The following is a 17457-nucleotide window of genomic DNA, read 5'->3' as shown; positions in this document are numbered from 1 at the left end:
AATGAATACAGAGTTTGAAAAGCGGCTCGAGAATTTTCCATTTACTGAAATCGAACATAAATGGACTGAGAAAGATTCGATCCTTTACGCATTGGGTCTCGGGTTTGGCTATGACCCCCTGGATGCCAATCAACTCCCATTCGTGTTTGAGGAAGCCCCCGGCTTTTCTGCTGTGCCGACTATGGCAGTGGTTCTGGCCGCCCCCGGTTTCTGGGCCCGCGATCCGCAATCGGGTATCGAATGGCAGAAGGTTTTGCACGGCGAACAGGGGATGGAGCTCTTTCGCCCCCTGCCCGCATCCGGTCATGTTCGTGCGCGCTCCCGTGTGGTGCGCGTACTCGACAAGGGGGCCGGAAAAGGCGCACTGATCTATGTAGAACGGGATCTGATCGACGTAGCAACAAACGAAAAGCTTGCCACGCTGACCTCTACGACCTTTGCACGCGGCAACGGAGGGTTTGGCGGTCAAGCCGGGCCTCAACCGGCGCCCCACCCAATCCCCGATCGCGCACCGGACATCGAGATTGATTTGCCCACGGTTCCACAGGCGGGACTCATTTACAGGCTATCGGGGGATCTCAACCCACTACACGCCGATCCTTCGGTTGCGGCTGGTGCAGGGTTCAAAGCGCCCATTCTGCATGGGCTCTGCACTCTGGGCATCGCTGGTCATGCGGTTCTACGGGCATATTGTGACTATGATGCCTCGCGCCTCAAGGCTTTCAAGCTGCGTTTTTCCAGCCCGGTTTACCCCGGCGAAACGATCCGCACCCAGATGTGGCGTGATGGTGATATTGTCTCATTCCGCGCACGTGTTGTTGACCGGAACATAACGGTGCTCGACAATGGTCGCGCCGAATTAACTCAGGCGTATGAAAAATGAATCACGAACACCACGCCAGAAGATCTGCCTTTAACGATGTCTCACGGTTGCGCGGCATGCTATTTGACCGGCTAATTGCACCAAAAGGCATCACCATGTCACAGGCGTGGCTGCTCACGCAACTCTTCATAGAAGACAACCTTACACAGTCCGAACTCGCCACGCGCATGCATGTTGGAACCGTTGCCGTCGGCGGCACGATCAACCGCCTTGAAGCGCAAGGTCTTGTGACCCGAACCACCGACAGTCAGGACAAGCGGGCCAAACGCATTGGCCTGACTGAAGCCGCCCTGCCAATTGGTCGCGCAATGCGGCGCTGCGAAAAACTGGTGAATGACATCACCTATAGCGGCATAGATGAAGCAGAGCTCGACGCTATGTTTGCCACCATGTTCAAGATCCGCGAAAATCTGCGGGTCGGCCTTGAACAAGACCTTGCGCCCGACGCTCGCACGAACTCCGGCGCCGGTTCGAACAAAGCCACCGAGTCATGATCGGCGGTCCCCTGGCTGGCCTTCGGATCGTCGAGTTTGCCGGTATCGGTCCGGGTCCGTTCGCCGCAATGATGTTGGCGGACATGGGCGCAGATATTATACGCATCACCCGTCCGGGCGCCGCCCGTGCTGAAACCAAGGCACAAGACCCCATACTCCGAGGACGGCGAATACTAGAACTTGACCTGAAGTCTTCCGAAGGTGTGACCGCGGCACTAGAGCTGATCTCAAAGGCAGACGGGCTGATCGAAGGGTTTCGTCCCGGCGTGATGGAACGCCTTTCACTTGGCCCCACTGAATGCCACAAGCTCAATCCGCGTCTGGTCTATGGCCGGATGACAGGTTGGGGCCAATATGGTCCATTGGCGCAATCGGCAGGGCATGACATCAACTACATTGCCCTTTCCGGCGCACTCTGGTCCACCGGCGAAGCGGGCAGAAAGCCCGTTGCTCCGCTCAATCTGCTTGGGGATTATGGTGGGGGCGCAATGTTTCTCGTTGCGGGAATGCTGGCCGGGCTATTGGCCGCAACCCGTACCGGACAAGGCGATGTCATCGACGCCGCCATATGCGATGGCTCAGCCCTGTTGATGACCATGTTCTATGACAAGATGAACAAGGGCGACTGGGACGTTGAACGTCAGTCAAACCGGCTTGATGGTGGTGCGCCCTACTATGGGGTCTATGAATGCGCCGATGCGCGCTGGATCTCGCTGGCGCCACTTGAGCCGCAATTTTTTGACCAGTTCCGATCGCTGCTTGGCCTGCCAGAGGATTTCTATCCCGATCGCAACGACAAGACGGTTTGGCCCAAGCGCCGCAAGGAATTCGCAGAAATTTTCCTTAGCAAGTCGCGCGACGAGTGGTGTGCTCTTTTCGAGGGAACCGACGTTTGTATAGCTCCGGTTCTCGACCCAAACGAAGCACCGCAACATCCTCACAACCGCGCCCGGGCTGTATTTCAACAAGAAAAACCGCCGCTTCCCTCCCCGTCTCCGCGGTTTGCAACTACAGCGAACACGCCTATGCGTCACGCGTGCGCAGTCTCATGGAATGAAATCCGAAAATGGCCACTTAACAGTTGCTAACCTAAAGAGGCATCGTCACGTCAACTCGACGAACGGCTCACTGATAGGTAATTTTTTGGTGAGCAAAATATCCTACGCCCGCCACAGGGTACTGTCAGATGAATTCGAACTCGTCTCTTCGAGTACAGTAAGGCTATCCCTACGCCGCGCCGAGACCACGCCACTCGGAGAGAGCAGCGTCCCGTCTTGGACCTGTCGCGGTTTCGCACTATTTCCAAGGATCGCGCATCGCCTGCCCTTGAGTAAGTGAACTTGCGTATCGAGCCGTTGACCCTTAGTCGATAACAGTGGTCGCAAGACGGCGAGGCCGTTCACAAAGTCCGGCGGCAGCGCATAGCGTTTACCCTTGGCTTCGATGGGCGAGAGGGGTTGAGCATATGGTCGCGTATTTTCGAACGTCTGCAACATGGTCGCGATTGGCAAGCCTCTGAGGCGAAACGATTAAACGAACTTCTTCATCAATCGTCCACCAATTGAGGTTACCAAAGCGTTAACAGAATCAATGAGTTTGAAATCACGCCCACGTTTGAAAAACGTTTGAAAATATCGTAACGCCGAGAACGGAGATCATGATTTTTCCATTAACTTTCAAGTGGTTAAATGGTGCCCCCACACGGACTCGAACCGCGGACCTACTGATTACAAATCAGTTGCTCTACCAGCTGAGCTATAGGGGCACTCGGGCGTCGGTTTAAGCGGCGCGCCGCGACCTTGCAAGCGTGAATCCACTTCTCATCTGTTGGCCCGTGCCAGAAGTGCCACAGCCACCAGACCGACACCGATGATCAGCACGGCACCCGGCGCAGCCCCCGCCAGGTTTTCAAGGCTGGCCTGCTCATGGACCCGTGTGGCCAGCGTGTCAAAACCAAAGGGTGGCCGCAAAAGCAGAGTCGCCGGCAACTCCTTGACGCAATCGACAAACACCAGCAACAGCGCCGAAGCGACCGAGCCGCGAATGAGCGGGTAGTAGACCTCGGCCAGCGTCTGCCCCTGGGTGCGCCCCAACGAACGCGCCGCATGTGGCAATGAGGGTGACACCCGCCCCATCGCCGCGTCCGCTGCCCCCTGGGCGATAGCAAAGAACCGCACGCCGTAAGCCAGCACCAGCGCGAAACCCGTGCCGGTCATGATCAACCCGATATCCCTGCCGGTCAGCGCCTCGATGCCATCAGCGGCCCAGTGATCCAAAACCGCCAAGGGGATCAGGATGCCCACCGCCAAAACCGCGCCCGGCGCGGCATAACCGATTGTCGTGATCGGCATCAGCATCCGGGGCAGCCCACGCCCGGAGAGCCGTGCACCATAAACCATGAAAACACCGGCCAGAACGGTCAGAAACGCCGCGATTCCGCCAATACTCACGGTATTCCACAGCGCATCCAGAAGCCCACGATCGCTCCACGCTTCGGGGTGTTTGAGCGCATGCGTTGCAATCACCCCGGCAGGCAAAATGAAGCCGAAAGAGAACGGCACCAAACACAGCCCCAGCGCCAGCGCCCCGGCCCAGCCCGAAAGCCGCTTGCGCTCGACCGGGCGATGCTGACGTGACAGATTAAAGAAGCGCACCTTACGGCGCGACAGCTTTTCCAACGTTACCAACAGGATCACGAGGGCCAGCACAACGCTGGCGATCTGTGCCGCACCGCCCGCATTGTTGCTTTCAAGCCAGACGCTGAAAATGCCCGTAGTCAGGGTTTGGACCGCAAAGAAATCGACCGTACCGAAATCATTCACCGTCTCCATCATCACAATCGCCACACCGGCGGCAATGGCAGGTCGCGCCAGCGGCAGACCGACGCGGCGGAAGCGCGAGAACGCCCCTGCCCCCAGCGACATCGCCACCTCTTCCGAGCTGCCCGATTGCTCGCGAAATGCCGCCCGGCTCAGCAAGTAAACATAAGGATAGAGCGACGCCGACAGCACCAAAATCGCCGCCCCCATCGAGCGGATTTCGGGAAACCAGTAGTCGCGCGCGTTCTGCCAGCCGAAAATTGCCCGCATCCCACCCTGCACTGGCCCGGCATATTCCAACAACTCGACCAATGCATAGGCACCGACATAGCCCGGTACTGCCAGCGGCAAGAGCAACAGCCATTCAATCCAGCGCGACATCGGGAAGCGGTAACGTGCCACGATCCAGGCCGCTCCTGTGCCTACCATCGCCGTCAGAAGCCCCACCGAACCCATCAGGACAAGCGTGTTGCGCATGTAGCGCGGCAGAGTGGTCGACAATAGGTGAGGCCAAATATTATCCTTTGGGAACAAAGCGATGCCAAGAACGGCGACGATTGGAGCCAGCACAATCAAAGCAATCAAGACTGCCCCAACGGACCACGGATCAAACCGGGCGGCTCGTCTTGGTCGCTCACGTGGCGTCTGCCCTATCGCTGTATGATCGCTCATTTTCGCCCTCGGATGCTCGCCATCGTTCCGCGCCCTTGCTTAATGCGGTTTCCTAGCCCGGAAAAGGGCTTATACTGCACCGCAATACGCAAGCAAATCCGAAGCAGGGCAAAAACATGCAGGTTGTTCTTCACGCGGGCGCACATTGTACCGATGAAGACCGCATTCTAAAGTGCCTTCTGAAAAATCGGGGCGAATTCGCCGAAATTGGCACTGCGGTGCCGCCGCCCGGGCGCTATCGGCGTCTGTTGCGCAAGACGGTTCAGGCGCTGGAAAAATCCGATCCGGCCCCCGATGCGCGCGATCTTCTGATCGAAACTATTCTGGACGGCGAAACTGCCGACAGAATGCTATTGTCAGAACGCAACCTGTTCTGCATGGCCACCTTCGCCGTGCGCGGCGCGACTTTCTATCAAAAAGCCGACAGTCGTCTAAACGAATTCAAGCGGCTGTTTGCAGGAGACCAGATCGAGCTTTTTCTCTCGATCCGCAATCCTGCCACCTTTCTGCCCGCGCTATACGAAAAAGCAGCGGCCAGTGATCTGCTGGAATTGCTGCAAGGCACTGATCCGCGTGATCTTTTCTGGTCCGAGTTGATCTTGCGGCTGCGCAATGCTCATCCCGATATCCCTATCACTGTCTGGTGCAACGAGGATTCGCCACTGATCTGGGGGCAGATTATTCGCGAAATGGCCGGGCTTAATCCAGGCACCAAGATCAAGGGCGGGTTTGATCTCTTGTCCGAGATCATGACACGCGAAGGCATGAAACGCTTCCGCGCCTATCTGGCCAAGCATCCCGTAATGACCGAAATTCAGAAACGCCGGGTCATGGTGGCGTTTCTGGATAAGTTCGCGCGCCCCGAAGCTATCGAGGAAGAGCTTGATGTCGAAGGCTGGAGCGAAGAGCTGGTCGAGGAACTCACCGAGGCCTATGACGAGGATGTCTTTGAAATTGCCCGTATTCCCGGGGTGAATTTCATCGCACCCTGACTCCTCTCGCGGGCTTTCGTAGGTCGGGGTTCACCCCGGCCCACAGCAATCACATCCCCAAGGCCTCTTTATACATCTCCAACACCGCCTCTTCCTCGGCGATATCGTCGGCGTCGCGTTTGCGCAGAGCGATAACCTTGCGCAGCACGCGGGTGTCATAACCACGCCCCTTGGCTTCGGCCATCACCTCTTTTTGTTGCTCGGCGATGTCTTTCTTCTCGGCTTCCAACCGCTCGTAGCGCTCCACAAACTGGCGCAACTCCCCCGCCGTGACGCGATAGCTTGCATCCGGCCCGCCCGTTTCAATACCGCTGGTATCGGTGTCGCTGTCCATGTTGCTGGCCTCCTGCATGACTCTGTTTGACTGATCCCCTCAACTAGCGCCCCGTCCCCCGGCTCGCAAGTCTCAAACACAGGCCAGGGCGCGGCGCTCCGCCGCCTGCGCGCGGCTTGCCCTTTGAGCGCTCATACGATAGCCGGGCGCTCAGACGTCATCTGCTACGGAGGTTTCGCATGCAATTTCTGATCTGGAGCGGCGCAGTAATCACGCTTCTCGGCGTTGCCGGGCTGCTCTTTGTCGGCGTAAAAGTGGCCTCTGCGCGCCGCGAAACCTCGGATGATGAAGCCCTCAAGGCCCGCATTCAAAAACTACTGCCCATCAACCTCGCTGCGCTTTTCATCTCCGCTATCGGGCTGATGATGGTGGTGATCGGCATCGTGTTGCGCTGAGGCAATCCGCCCTAAAGCCCGAATCCGTGCCCGTTTTTCACCATCTCGCTCAGCAGTTCCGACTGCTGCCAAAGCGCTGGCTCTTCGGATTGCCAGCGCCCAAGCTCGCCCTTCACCAGCAATAGCCCGCGCAGCTCTGCCGCCTTCATCGGCCCCCCGGAGGCACGCGGCAGACCCAACACCACCAGCGCCGCCAGATCAATATCGCCTGCATCGTGCACGACGCCCCGCTCGATCAACTGCACCCCCGCACTCAACAGCGCCGACCATACCCGCCGCCGGATGGCCTCGGACGTCAGCGCCGCATCCGCCGCGGGCCTCCGCCAACGGTCAACGATAGCGCTCGCCGTGGCGTCATAATCCCCCACCGCGCCGTGTTCACCATAGCTCAACACGCCGCGCCCGGTTACACGACCCTCATAGCCCTGCGCCAGAAACGCCTCGACAAACCCGCCATACACCCGGTCCATGCCCAGCGTCTCGAACCTTGCACGCTGGCGCGGCAGACCTTCGGCATCGGCCATCTGAAACGCTCCCCTCGGCCAGCCCAGCGCCCGGTCCACCGCATCAGGCGTAGCCCCCTGTCGCACACACCAGATCGCCGCGCCCAGCATCGCAGCCTTCAACCGCCCGACGATCAGGCCGTTTTCCGGCAGGCAGCGCACTACCTGTCGCTCCATCCGATGCATCAAAGCCGCTGCCTGCGCCACCGCGTCGGCCTCGCCATCAGGCGCAACCAATTCGGCCAAGCCCGGTTGCTGCGCCGCCGCATGCAGGGCAAGCCCCAAGATACGACCGCCAAGCCGCGCCGCGTGATCTCCCGCCGCCAATGTCATACCCGAAGTTATCACAACCGGCACCTGAGGCCCGGTCGCGCCCTCCACAAGGTCGACCAAAGCAGGCACCGCCGCGCTGCCCGCTTCGCAAGCCTCGATGACAAATTCTGCCTGTCGCAGATACCCCGACGATTCTCCGCCCACGAGATCACGCATCCGGCTCCGCACCAGATCCTGCGCCAGCCTGCCGCGATCCACCTCGGACTGAAACGCCACACCAATCTGGCGGATCAGTTGCGCAGCGCCCCCTTCGCGCCGTTCGGCCAGATGCACAGAGAACCCCGCCGCCAACAACCGCTGCACCAAACCGAAAGCCAGAGGTCCGTCGCCCAGCACGGTAACACGCTCAGGAAGCGCAATGGTCGCCATGCGCGCCTGCCGGTTCTCCAGAGCGACGGTATGGACCAACCCTTTCGCCCGCACGCTGCCCCACAGATCGGCGCGGCGCACATCTTCCATCGCCAACCCTGCCTCGATCGGCAAGAGCTGCGCTGCCTCGACCAGGTCAAAAAGCGCCACAGCTTCGGGTGGCAGTTGCCCCGCCTTCGCACGGCGCTCGGCCAGATCGGCCTGATAGCCGACCGGGTCGGCGAACCCGGGCGCCGCATCCGACACCGGATCACCCTGCATTGCACGCGCCGCCTGAACCGCCTCGCCCACCACGTTCTTGCCAACAACCTTGCGAAACAGCCCTCGCAACGCACCGGATTCGACGCCAATAACCCGCCCGCCAAGCATCAGGTCAAGCGCAATGCCCGCACCAATCAGCCTTGGCAAGCGTTGCGTGCCACCGGCGCCAGGGATCAGCCCCATGCGGATATTACCAAGACGCAATCGCGTGCCCGCCACAGCCAGCCGCGCCTGCGCTGCCAATGCCAACTCAAACCCACCATCGTACACTTCACCCCGCACCGCCGCCACAATCGGCTTGGTGGATTGGGCAATTTGCCCACAAACCTCTGCCAGCGTCGGCGTCGCCTCGCCGCGGGCGATTTCCTCCATCGGGATCGGTCCGGGAAACCCATGCCCCGACCCGGTGATCACAATGCCCGTCACTGCGTTGTCGTGTTCGGCCTGGCCCAGAGCATCGACAAGCGCGCACCGCGTCGCAAGACCAAGCGCCCCGGGCGCACCATCCGCCCCGGCAGGCACCGACAATACGGCAATGCCATCGTCTATCTGATATAAAATTCCGTCCGCCAACCCGGCCCGCCTCAACCAAAAAACACATCACATGTCCTTGGAATCAAGTGTCGGTCAAAGTCGGGTGCTGCGCAAGTGCTCGAACCGAGCGGCATCAGGCCAACGTGATGGGTCAACCTGACCCGATCACACCGGCATATTGTCAAACTGCGCCTCGATTGCGGCCTCGGTCAACTGCTCGTCCAGTTCCCGCACCTTCGGAGGCAATGCCATACCCCCCCGCAGTGCCCGTTCAACCAAAGCATGCAGATCACTCTGGAAAAGATGCCGACGCTCCTCCGGGGCGGCCTCGATCCGGCAGCAAAGTGCATCAAACGCCAGTGCAAACTCGTCTTCTGTCATGGTCTTCTCCCTCTCATCATGGTTTTCGGCCCTGTGCCTTGCGCCGGATTTGCGCCCGGTCGCTCAGCCAGCGCAAACCAAATGGTCCTGCATCAGAGTTTGGCAGCGCAGGACTTGCAGAATGGCGTATCGGGCACAACATCGAGCCGGGCCTCGGAAATTTCGTCTCCACAGACCGTACAGGCACCATATTCCCCGTCGCGCATCCGTTTGAGCGCGGCGCGAATGCGGGTGATTTCCTCCTGCCCCCGCAGCCCGAGCCCTTCGAGAACCTCTTCATCTTCACGTTCTGTCGCCATCTCCTCCCAGTCTTTCGACTGGTGGGTGTCGAATTCGTTTTCGATATCGTGTAACCGCTCATCCAGTTCAGCGAGCCGATTGAGAAGTTGGGCGCGGCGCTCAGCGATCTGTTTCATTCGGTTTCTCCCATTCAGCACTCGGATGGTTTCACAGCTAAGCTGTTGCAGCCTTGATACAGGTCAAATGTCAGGTCTCCGCGCGGCGGGGTTGAAACACATGCAGCAGACAACATATGTCAGACTCTAGCAACCAGAGCCAAACGATCACCTCAGAGAGGACTGCCAAAATGACGCCAAGTGTCACCGCCTTCTTTGACGAAGCCACAAACACCGTTTCTTATGTTCTGCGCGATCCGGGTGGTACATCCTGTGCAATCATCGATTCCGTGCTCGATTTCGATTACGCCTCAGGGCGCACCGACACCGCCTCGGCCGATGCGATCATCGCCCATATCCAGGCCGAAGGCTTGACCCTTGAGTGGCTGCTCGAAACCCATGTCCATGCCGATCACCTGTCGGCCGCGCCCTACATTCAAGAGCGCCTCGGCGGCCAGATCGGTATCGGTGAGCGGATCACCGTGGTTCAGGATACCTTCGGCAAGGTGTTCAACGAAGGCAGCGAATTCCAACGCGACGGCTCACAATTCGACCGACTCTTTGTCGAAGGCGACAGCGTGATGATCGGGCAATTGCGCGTCGATATCCTGCATACGCCGGGCCACACACCAGCCTGCCTCACCTATGTTGCCGGCGATTCTGCGTTTGTCGGCGATACGCTTTTCATGCCAGACTACGGCACCGCGCGCTGCGATTTTCCCGGCGGCTCCTCGGCAACACTCTATGATTCGATGCAGAAAATTCTCGCTCTGCCCGATGAAACCCGGATTTTCGTCTGCCATGACTACAAGGCACCCGGTCGCGATGAATTCGCATGGGAAACCACGGTGGGCGAGGAAAAGGCCAAGAACATCCATATCGGCGGCGGCACGTCCAAGGAAGAGTTTACCGCCATGCGTGATGCCCGCGATGCCAAGCTTGGCATGCCAAAGCTGATCTTGCCCTCGTTGCAGGTCAACATGCGTGCAGGCCAGATGCCGCCGCCCGATGACAAGGGTGACGTTTTCCTCAAAGTGCCGGTCAACAAGCTCTGATCGGCGCGTCTCTTGCAAATCGAAACGCTGGACAGACTGCGCCCGGCGCTCTAAATCCGTGCCTCATGGATATACGCAAACTTACCGCGGACCTCTCGGTCGCCCCCCAGATCACCCCACAAGACGCGTCGGCGATCGCAGCCGCCGGGTTTCGCACCGTGATCTGCAATCGCCCTGATGGCGAAAACCCGCCTGAACTTCATGCGGCGCAACTGCGCGTGGCGCTCGAAAAGGAAGGCATCACCTTTCTCGACCTTCCCTTCGATGGCAGCACCATGACACCGCAAGTCATCGTGCAACTGCGCGATATGATCGCCGCGGCCGAGGCACCGGTGCTGGCTTATTGCCGCACCGGCACGCGCTGCACCAATGCTTGGGCACTGGGCCAGGCAGGCGAGATGGACCCCGACAGCATCATCGCCGCTGCATCCGCAGCCGGGTATGACGTCAGCGGGCTGTCGCCCTATCTGTCACAAAAGATCACCGCCTGACTCGCGCCCTCGATGCCCCTTCAAAATCGAATGCCGGATCAGACCCAGCATCGGACACCCCTGCAGCAAACACCCAGGTGACATTCCCCCCGAGGTCGCCGTCAAATCCGGCGAGCGCCCCGCACTGGGGCTGAAGCTCAATCTTCTCGCGCTACAGCCCTTCCAGCCCTATTCATCCAGCGCCAACTCAGGCAGATCCACCAGATCGCCCAAGTCTCCCAAATCCGGCAGGTCAGCCAGGTCGGGCAAGGCATCAGACTGATCGACAATCGCACCGGTTTTGCCAGTTACATGCGACTCATCCGGTAAAGGCAACGCGGGCTTGGTCCCTGCCACAGCGCCCACACTCCGCGTCTTCTGCGCACCCGAAACATCGCTCAGTCGCCCCGGCGAACCTGTCGAAGAAACCAGACCACTGTGCTCCCAATCCGTCTCCTCCATCTGGGGGTCGTTCTCGTTACCTTGTCGCACGGTTTCAGCGCCCGAGATCAACCGCACAGCACGAAAGCTGTTGATCTGTCCCAGACGACATTTGCGCACCACACTTTTCGGTCCCGCCTCAAGCCGCGTATCGTTCAGCGCCTCGCGCGGGACCAAAAGCTGATGGCCTGGTTTCAGCTTTGATACCTCGGCCAGCGGCAGTCTGATCCGATGCAAAACCGCGTTGAGCGGTGCCTCGGCACTCAACAGGGCGCCCTGCCCCAACATCAGCTTTCCCTCACACGTCGCCGCATCCTCACAAGGCCCTTCTGGCTCGACTGGCAAAAGCACCGGAAGCGCGATCATGATCTCGCCCTCCCTGGCCTCTTCGCCCAACGTGACATTCAAGCGGAAAAGATGGAAATCTGCCGCCTCGACCAGCAGAGACAGCATCCGCGCGCTTTCCACACGTGCGCCAAAACGCACCCCGTCTGCCCAACGCGCCTCGGCCTCGCCGCCGAGATTCTCGGTAAACCCCTCAAGGCTCGCATCGAGCAAAGGCGCAACCAGCGCCGCATCCGTCTGCGTCGGCGCGCGCGAACCGGCCTCACCCGACAGGACCTGCCCCATGGTCTGCATTTCGATCAATCCGGCAAGGATCGACACCTCGACCGAAGCCGCGCCTATCGCACCGTCCGGCCCGTCAAGAACCATCAACAGGGTATCATCGCGAAACCCCGCCACCGCCTCGGCCTGCGTCACCTTTTCAAGCTGGATCATGTTTACCGACAATGCCAACTCGAAAAGTTCATCCGCGGCACGCGCCATCGCAAGGCGCAACGCCCTTTGCGGCGACATCACTCTCGCCTGATGCACGTCTCGCCCGCTGCGCGCCTTGCGCCGCAATACGTCTGATCGATCGGTTTCGCCCATAGCCTCCGCCACCGCCTTCTGCGGGTCTGTTGGATCAGCTTAGATGACAAAAGGTTTCCAATTCCTTATCGCCGCAGCTTAAAACGCGCATTCGGACGACAATCGCGCCAATATCATTCAGCAGTTGGAAGGTCATAAGAACCACCCCCTCCAACCTTTGCATCATGCAGATATGCCTGTCTCATCTGTGCGCCTCTGGGCGCAAAGGGCGCAACCATCCCTATTGCACAGCCCGCATCGCGTTCTCGGGCAGGCTCACACGGAACGCAGCGCCACCCTGCCCCGGAAGGTAGGAAATCGAGCCGCCCAGGCGCGCCATGATCTCACGGCAGATCGCCAGACCAAGCCCGGCACCGCCGGCCTTCTGGTCGTTGACGCGAAAGAACTTTTCAAAAACAATCCCTTGCGCATCCCTCGGAACACCGCTGCCATTGTCGATGAAATCAACGGTAAGCCCGGATTCCCCCCGGTTGATCAGAACGGTCAACTCGGGAACGTCGGCATCGCAATATTTCTGCGCGTTGGCGATCAGGTTGATGAACACCTGCGCCAATCGGTCGAGATCGGTCTCGATCATCGCCGCCTCGGCCTCGCGATTGCGCCGGATCGTCAGCCCCCGCCCGGTCCCCGACGCCGCCACCGCGTGATCAATTACGCCCAACAGGCTGCCGCGTCGCACATTCATGGTGACCTGCCCGTTTTCCAACACGCTCAGATCGAGAAGATCGTCCAGAAGGCGGGTCAAACGGAGCGTTTCATCATGGATGATCGAAGAGTATTTCCCCTTCTCTTCCTCTGCCAATCCTCTGGTATCACGCAGAATTTCCGAAAATGCACGGATCGAGGTCATCGGCGTTCTGAGTTCATGGCTGATCTGGCTCAAAAACGCGTCCTTTTGCACACTAAGCTGGGTCAGCTTCTCGTTGGCTTCGCGCAATTGCCGCGCGGTGCGGCTTAACTCGTCCGATTTCGCCTCCAGCTGGCTGGAGTATTCCATCATCTGCGCGGTCTCATCGGCCACCGCCATCAGGTCTTCCACCGTGACGCTCGCGCCGCCAACGATCTGGCCCACCATGGCATGTGCCGTCGCCGCGCCCACCGATCCGCTCAGTTCGCGTTCCAGCACGTTGAGAAAATCAGGGCTGGGTTCGGGCAGATATCCCGCCAGCCCATGGCGTTGCGCCTCACGCTGAAACAGCGCCTGCGCCTCGCCGGGTCCAATGATGCGCTGCGCCATGATCAGCAGATCCTCGCTCTGCGCCATGCCCCCGGTCCAGCTCTGGCGCCGGGCCGAATGTTGAAACACGTCGACGAATTGCGCCCCCTGCAACCGTTCCAGCGGCGACGGAAAGGCCATCAGCGAAACGACTACGAAAACCAACGTGTTCAGCAGCATCGACCACAGGATTGCATGCACCAGCGGATCAAGCCCCGAGATCCCGAACAGCGCCTGAGGGCGCAGCCATCCGATGCCGAACGGGCCGTGCATCCATACCGCCTCGCTCAGCACCACCCCGATGCCAAAACTCGGCAGCAGCATCGACCAGGCCCAGACGGCAAAGCCCACAGCCAGCCCCATCAGCGCCCCGGCCCGCGTCGCACCGCGCCAATAGAGCCCGCCCAGCATGGCCGGCAAAAACTGCGCCACACCGGCAAAGGAAATCAACCCGATCGCCGCCAGCGCCGCACCACCGCCGGAAAACCGATAATAGAGATAGCCAAGCAGCAACACCCCGGCAATCGAGAGCCGCCGCGACAACAACACGAGCGAGCGCACATCGCCCGAAACCATCGCCCCGCCATGCGCGAGCCGCAGCCAGATCGGCACGACAATATGGTTCGACACCATGGTAGAAAGCGCAATCGACGCCACGATCACCATCGACGTGGCCGATGAGAAGCCGCCCAGGAACGACAGCATCGCCAGCCCGGTCTGCCCCTGCGACAGCGGAACAGTCAGAACGAACAGATCCGGGTTCGATCCTGCGGGAAGAAGGTCGAGCCCCATCACCGCAATCGGCAGCACAAAAAGGCTCATCAGCATCATGTAGGTGGGAAACATCCAACTCGCGAGCCTGAGGTGGCCCTCATCCTCGTTTTCCACCACCAGAACCTGAAACATGCGTGGCAGGGTCAAAAACGCCGCCGCCGACAAAAAGATCAGCCCGGCCCAGCGCCCGCCTGCAACCTCCCATTGGCCAATCTCGCTCTGGTCAATCCGTGCCAGCGTTTCATTCACACCACCGCCCAGCCCCCAGACGACGAAAACCCCGACCGCCATCAGCGCAAAAAGCTTGACCACCGCCTCAAGCGCAATTGCCATCACCACGCCGCTGTGGCGTTCGTTGGCATCAAGGTTGCGGGTACCGAACAGCACGGTAAACAGCGCCAGCCCTGCCGCCACCCACAGGCCGGTCGACTGAATATCATTCGCTGTGAGCGCCATCTCAGCCTGATTCCCGGACTGGGCGAAGGCCGCGAAAGAGATCGTCACCGATTGCAACTGAAGTGCTATGTAGGGCGTCGAGCCCAGCACGGCCATCGTCGTCACCATCACAGCCAGCCATGTCGATTTTCCATAGCGACTTGAAATCAGGTCAGCAATCGAGGTTACGCGTTGCGCACGACCGACCCGCACCAACTTGCGCAACCCCCACCACCAGCCCACCATCACAAGGGTCGGGCCGATATAGATGGTGACATATTCAAGGCCCGAGCGCGCCGCATATCCCACTGCACCGTAAAACGTCCAGGCGGTGCAATAGATCGACAGCGACAGCGTATAAACCACAGGCGAGCGTAGCCAGCGCGCGCGTCCGCGCATTGCGGCCCGATCCGCCATGAAGGCCACCAGGAAAAGAAATACTACGTAGGTCAGGCAAACCGCGACAAGACTGTTGAGCGCTGTCATCAGCCCCCCCTGGTGCCAAGCGACTCGGCTTTGGGAGCGCCGGGCGAGATCTCCGCGCGCTGCCCCAACCGGGGGTCGGTCGGTTCGTCGCTCCAGCCCGCCGGGCCTAACCCCCGCGCCAGCAACGCCGCCACCACCACCAACACCAGCCAAATGCCGAAGACATAGAGCAACGCCGCCGAATTCATGGTTTCCCCGCGGGTCCACAAAAGCGGCACCATCCAGAGTATTGCGCCCATGACAGGCAAGAACCGAACGGCATCAGTCAGCCGACGATAGCGATAGTTGGACCGTTCCAGAAAGATCGGGCCTGTCCGCGCCGGTCGCTCTGTCGACCGCCCGGCAGAATAGACCCCGGAACGCGCCCCGCGCGCCGACGGGTCAGCTGCGATGTCAGGCTCGCGCTCCTCGCTGGATCTGGGCGGCACGCCCTTCACCGACTCACCCGCTCACCAGCGCGCGCACAGCGTCGAGCACCTCGGCATTGGAGAACGGCTTGGTCATGAATCGATTGGCGCCAATCTTTTCGGCCATCTCGCGATCCTTGGTCTGGCCTCGCGCAGTTAGCATCAAGACCGGCAAATCCACAGTATCACCCGTGTCACGTAGCCCGCGCAGAATGTCATAGCCGCTCATCCCCGGCAGCATCACATCCAAAATCACAAGGTCCGGGCGTTTCGCGCGCACCGTCTCAATCGCCGTCTGGCCATTGGAATGGGTGTCCACCTTCCAACCATCCCGCGACAGAATAAAACTGATCGCCTCGATGATGTTTGGCTCGTCCTCAATCAACAGGACATGTTTGCCCATGCGTATATTTCCTCCCCTGGATCGGCCCCTCCTGACCTCACCTTCCTTCGTTATCTCCAATCACGACGCCCAAGTCAAAACCCATCGGACATGATCGACGGTTCGCGCCGCGACGGACAGGCCGACACAGCGCAGATCCGGCAATTCGCGCCCACCGCCGCGCTGGCTTCTCGCACCACGCCATTTTGCGGCAAAAGGAGCATATGCGCCTCGTAAAGCGGCTCGCGGTTGAGACCGGGCGCACCACAGGGTTCGGCCACCGCGAAGGCAGCAAAATCGCGACGTTGCGTTGGTTCGTCAATGCGGCTTGGCTGGTGCAGATAGTCAAACAGGGGAACCATAGGCCGGCTCAACGCGCGAAACAGAGGCCAAAGCGGACAGGCCGACCCATACCGCGGCAAGACGAATCCCTCAACAGGTTGGCGAAACGTGATGGTGCCCGATCCATCACAGATCACCAACCCCGCCTGAATATCCGGCAGGCTGGCAATCCGACGCAAGGCACGGCCCAGACTGACCCCAAAATGCGCCACCAACATCAGCGGATCAGGCCCCGACGCGGCAACCACCTCCTGCACCTCCTTCAGAGGCATCGCTTTCGCATCCCCTTGATAGCGGTTAAGCGCACTCAACGCCTGCACTTGTGCGCTCGCTGAAATCAGTTCTGGCGCCTGCGCGACTATGTCGCTTGGAATTGCCAGCGTCGCCTTGCCGGATTCCGCTTCCAACTGTTGAAAATGCCCGCGCCTTGCCGTGAAGAACGCCTCAACTTCATCCTGGGGCGACCCAGGCTCGCCCTCGCCCTCATCCGCAGCATCCAGAAACCCGGCGAGTGATCGCGCCCCATCTGCCAGCCGCTGCGCATCCTCGTTGATGTTGCGATGAAAGCGGTCGCGCCATTCCGGTTCGATTTCGCGGGTTTCCACAAGGATCGACGCGGTCGAGCGGATCGCAGTCGCGGTATCAAGTACCTCATGCAGCGTCGCCGCCAGATGCGGATCATGAGTCAGCCGGTCGTTCAATGTCTCAACCGCGCGCTCCAACCCCGCAATGCGGCGTCGCTGCGCCACCATCAGGCGCGCCCAGCCCGGAAAACGCCCGGCATATTCTTCCACCTGTTCAAGCTCGGCGCCCTCTTCGCCTGCCTCTGCCGCCGCTTGGCGCAGCCGCTCGATCAGCGCCGCCTCAGCGCCCTCAGCCAGAAGCGAAGGTTCGACATTCAGCGCCCCCGCGATGTTGATGAGCAACTTCCCGCCGATTCTGCGTCGGTTGTGCTCGATCAAATTGAGATAGGAGGGCGAGATTCCAACCCGCTCGGCCAAATCCGACTGTCGCATCTGCTGCAACAGCCGTCTTTCACGAATACGGCTCCCCGCCAGCCTTGATTGCGACATTGAAATTATTCCCCATTTTCAACATGTTTCTGCGCTGCAATATAACTTTCTTTACTAGACCCAACGTCACCTTGTCTA

General features: G+C 60.1%; 17 protein-coding genes and 1 tRNA gene. 7 read left to right on the top strand and 11 right to left on the bottom strand.

All coding sequences use genetic code 11. The features are described from left to right. The first annotated feature begins 1 nt into the window (after position 1). From LZG00_07875 to LZG00_07865, 3 genes are read left to right on the top strand one after another with little or no spacing between them, the layout of a single operon-like run. Positions 2 to 883: a 3-alpha,7-alpha,12-alpha-trihydroxy-5-beta-cholest-24-enoyl-CoA hydratase gene (locus LZG00_07875; protein MCF3593916.1), complete on the top strand. Its 882-nt coding sequence runs from the start codon at positions 2 to 4 to the stop codon at positions 881 to 883. Beyond that, positions 880 to 1377, top strand: a complete 498-nt coding sequence (locus LZG00_07870) for a MarR family transcriptional regulator (protein ID MCF3593915.1) — start codon at positions 880 to 882, stop codon at positions 1375 to 1377. The genes LZG00_07875 and LZG00_07870 overlap by 4 nt, the downstream gene beginning before the upstream one ends. Then, the gene (locus LZG00_07865) at positions 1374 to 2465 is read left to right on the top strand and encodes a CoA transferase (GenBank protein ID MCF3593914.1); all 1092 of its coding nucleotides are present in this window, start codon (positions 1374 to 1376) and stop codon (positions 2463 to 2465) included. Before LZG00_07870 ends, LZG00_07865 begins: the two co-directional genes overlap by 4 nt. 601 nt (positions 2466 to 3066) lie before the next feature. Here LZG00_07865 and LZG00_07860 read toward each other — a convergent pair. Both LZG00_07860 and LZG00_07855 read right to left on the bottom strand, forming a co-directional pair. Then, positions 3067 to 3142, bottom strand: a tRNA-Thr gene (locus LZG00_07860). 55 nt (positions 3143 to 3197) lie between these two features. After that, entirely contained in the window at positions 3198 to 4868 is a 1671-nt protein-coding gene (locus LZG00_07855) for an iron ABC transporter permease (protein MCF3593913.1), read from the bottom strand. Between the two features lie 116 nt (positions 4869 to 4984). On the opposite strand from LZG00_07855, the gene LZG00_07850 reads away from it, so the two are divergent. Next, a complete protein-coding gene (locus LZG00_07850; GenBank protein ID MCF3593912.1) occupies positions 4985 to 5860 on the top strand; it encodes a hypothetical protein in 876 nt (291 codons plus the stop codon). Between the two features lie 49 nt (positions 5861 to 5909). Here LZG00_07850 and LZG00_07845 read toward each other — a convergent pair whose 3' ends face one another. Continuing rightward, positions 5910 to 6194, bottom strand: coding sequence for a DUF2312 domain-containing protein (locus LZG00_07845; GenBank protein MCF3593911.1), 285 nt, complete (start codon positions 6192 to 6194; stop codon positions 5910 to 5912). Positions 6195 to 6373: 179 nt separating this feature from the next. On the opposite strand from LZG00_07845, the gene LZG00_07840 reads away from it, so the two are divergent. Then, on the top strand, positions 6374 to 6589 hold the full coding sequence (locus LZG00_07840) for a hypothetical protein (GenBank protein ID MCF3593910.1): 216 nt from the start codon (positions 6374 to 6376) through the stop codon (positions 6587 to 6589). Between the two features lie 11 nt (positions 6590 to 6600). On the opposite strand, the gene LZG00_07835 is transcribed toward LZG00_07840, so the two are convergent. From LZG00_07835 to LZG00_07825, 3 genes are all read right to left on the bottom strand, one after another. Further along, positions 6601 to 8628 (bottom strand): enoyl-CoA hydratase-related protein, encoded by a 2028-nt coding sequence (locus LZG00_07835; protein ID MCF3593909.1) that lies wholly within the window; start codon positions 8626 to 8628, stop codon positions 6601 to 6603. Between the two features lie 126 nt (positions 8629 to 8754). Then, the gene (locus LZG00_07830) at positions 8755 to 8970 is read right to left on the bottom strand and encodes a hypothetical protein (protein ID MCF3593908.1); all 216 of its coding nucleotides are present in this window, start codon (positions 8968 to 8970) and stop codon (positions 8755 to 8757) included. Between the two features lie 92 nt (positions 8971 to 9062). Further along, entirely contained in the window at positions 9063 to 9386 is a 324-nt protein-coding gene (locus LZG00_07825) for a TraR/DksA C4-type zinc finger protein (protein MCF3593907.1), read from the bottom strand. A 170-nt stretch (positions 9387 to 9556) separates the two neighbouring features. Here LZG00_07825 and LZG00_07820 point away from each other — a divergent pair, with 170 nt between their 5' ends. Both LZG00_07820 and LZG00_07815 read left to right on the top strand, forming a co-directional pair. Continuing rightward, positions 9557 to 10420 (top strand): MBL fold metallo-hydrolase, encoded by an 864-nt coding sequence (locus LZG00_07820; protein MCF3593906.1) that lies wholly within the window; start codon positions 9557 to 9559, stop codon positions 10418 to 10420. A 65-nt stretch (positions 10421 to 10485) separates the two neighbouring features. Then, positions 10486 to 10911 (top strand): TIGR01244 family sulfur transferase, encoded by a 426-nt coding sequence (locus LZG00_07815; GenBank protein MCF3593905.1) that lies wholly within the window; start codon positions 10486 to 10488, stop codon positions 10909 to 10911. Positions 10912 to 11079: 168 nt separating this feature from the next. Here the strand turns inward: LZG00_07815 and LZG00_07810 are convergent, their stop codons facing one another. From LZG00_07810 to LZG00_07790, 5 genes are all read right to left on the bottom strand, one after another. Next, on the bottom strand, positions 11080 to 12264 hold the full coding sequence (locus LZG00_07810; protein MCF3593904.1) for a FliM/FliN family flagellar motor C-terminal domain-containing protein: 1185 nt from the start codon (positions 12262 to 12264) through the stop codon (positions 11080 to 11082). A gap of 220 nt (positions 12265 to 12484) precedes the next feature. Then, positions 12485 to 15175, bottom strand: a complete 2691-nt coding sequence (locus LZG00_07805) for an ATP-binding protein (protein ID MCF3593903.1) — start codon at positions 15173 to 15175, stop codon at positions 12485 to 12487. Then, on the bottom strand, positions 15175 to 15603 hold the full coding sequence (locus LZG00_07800; protein MCF3593902.1) for a hypothetical protein: 429 nt from the start codon (positions 15601 to 15603) through the stop codon (positions 15175 to 15177). Before LZG00_07800 ends, LZG00_07805 begins: the two co-directional genes overlap by 1 nt. A 13-nt stretch (positions 15604 to 15616) precedes the next feature. Next, positions 15617 to 15985 (bottom strand): response regulator, encoded by a 369-nt coding sequence (locus tag LZG00_07795; protein MCF3593901.1) that lies wholly within the window; start codon positions 15983 to 15985, stop codon positions 15617 to 15619. A gap of 74 nt (positions 15986 to 16059) precedes the next feature. Beyond that, positions 16060 to 17379 carry a helix-turn-helix domain-containing protein gene (locus LZG00_07790; GenBank protein ID MCF3593900.1) on the bottom strand — a complete coding sequence of 440 codons (1320 nt, stop codon included), beginning with the start codon at positions 17377 to 17379 and terminating at the stop codon, positions 16060 to 16062. Positions 17380 to 17457: the final 78 nt, after the last annotated feature.

It is taken from the genome of Rhodobacteraceae bacterium LMO-JJ12, assembly GCA_021555075.1.
GTDB lineage: Bacteria > Pseudomonadota > Alphaproteobacteria > Rhodobacterales > Rhodobacteraceae > JAKGBX01.
This window is presented reverse-complemented; position numbering and strand designations above follow the sequence as displayed.

Bases quoted from the DNA above. Each gene is read 5' to 3' on its own strand.
- LZG00_07875 (MCF3593916.1), top strand. From the start codon at position 2: ATGAATACAGAGTTTGAAAAGCGGCTCGAGAATTTTCCATTTACTGAA.
- LZG00_07870 (MCF3593915.1), top strand. From the start codon at position 880: ATGAATCACGAACACCACGCCAGAAGATCTGCCTTTAACGATGTCTCA.
- LZG00_07865 (MCF3593914.1), top strand. From the start codon at position 1,374: ATGATCGGCGGTCCCCTGGCTGGCCTTCGGATCGTCGAGTTTGCCGGT.
- LZG00_07855 (MCF3593913.1), bottom strand. From the start codon at position 4,868: ATGAGCGATCATACAGCGATAGGGCAGACGCCACGTGAGCGACCAAGA.
- LZG00_07850 (MCF3593912.1), top strand. From the start codon at position 4,985: ATGCAGGTTGTTCTTCACGCGGGCGCACATTGTACCGATGAAGACCGC.
- LZG00_07845 (MCF3593911.1), bottom strand. From the start codon at position 6,194: ATGGACAGCGACACCGATACCAGCGGTATTGAAACGGGCGGGCCGGAT.
- LZG00_07840 (MCF3593910.1), top strand. From the start codon at position 6,374: ATGCAATTTCTGATCTGGAGCGGCGCAGTAATCACGCTTCTCGGCGTT.
- LZG00_07830 (MCF3593908.1), bottom strand. From the start codon at position 8,970: ATGACAGAAGACGAGTTTGCACTGGCGTTTGATGCACTTTGCTGCCGG.
- LZG00_07825 (MCF3593907.1), bottom strand. From the start codon at position 9,386: ATGAAACAGATCGCTGAGCGCCGCGCCCAACTTCTCAATCGGCTCGCT.
- LZG00_07820 (MCF3593906.1), top strand. From the start codon at position 9,557: ATGACGCCAAGTGTCACCGCCTTCTTTGACGAAGCCACAAACACCGTT.
- LZG00_07815 (MCF3593905.1), top strand. From the start codon at position 10,486: ATGGATATACGCAAACTTACCGCGGACCTCTCGGTCGCCCCCCAGATC.
- LZG00_07810 (MCF3593904.1), bottom strand. From the start codon at position 12,264: ATGGGCGAAACCGATCGATCAGACGTATTGCGGCGCAAGGCGCGCAGC.
- LZG00_07805 (MCF3593903.1), bottom strand. From the start codon at position 15,175: ATGACAGCGCTCAACAGTCTTGTCGCGGTTTGCCTGACCTACGTAGTA.
- LZG00_07795 (MCF3593901.1), bottom strand. From the start codon at position 15,985: ATGGGCAAACATGTCCTGTTGATTGAGGACGAGCCAAACATCATCGAG.
- LZG00_07790 (MCF3593900.1), bottom strand. From the start codon at position 17,379: ATGTCGCAATCAAGGCTGGCGGGGAGCCGTATTCGTGAAAGACGGCTG.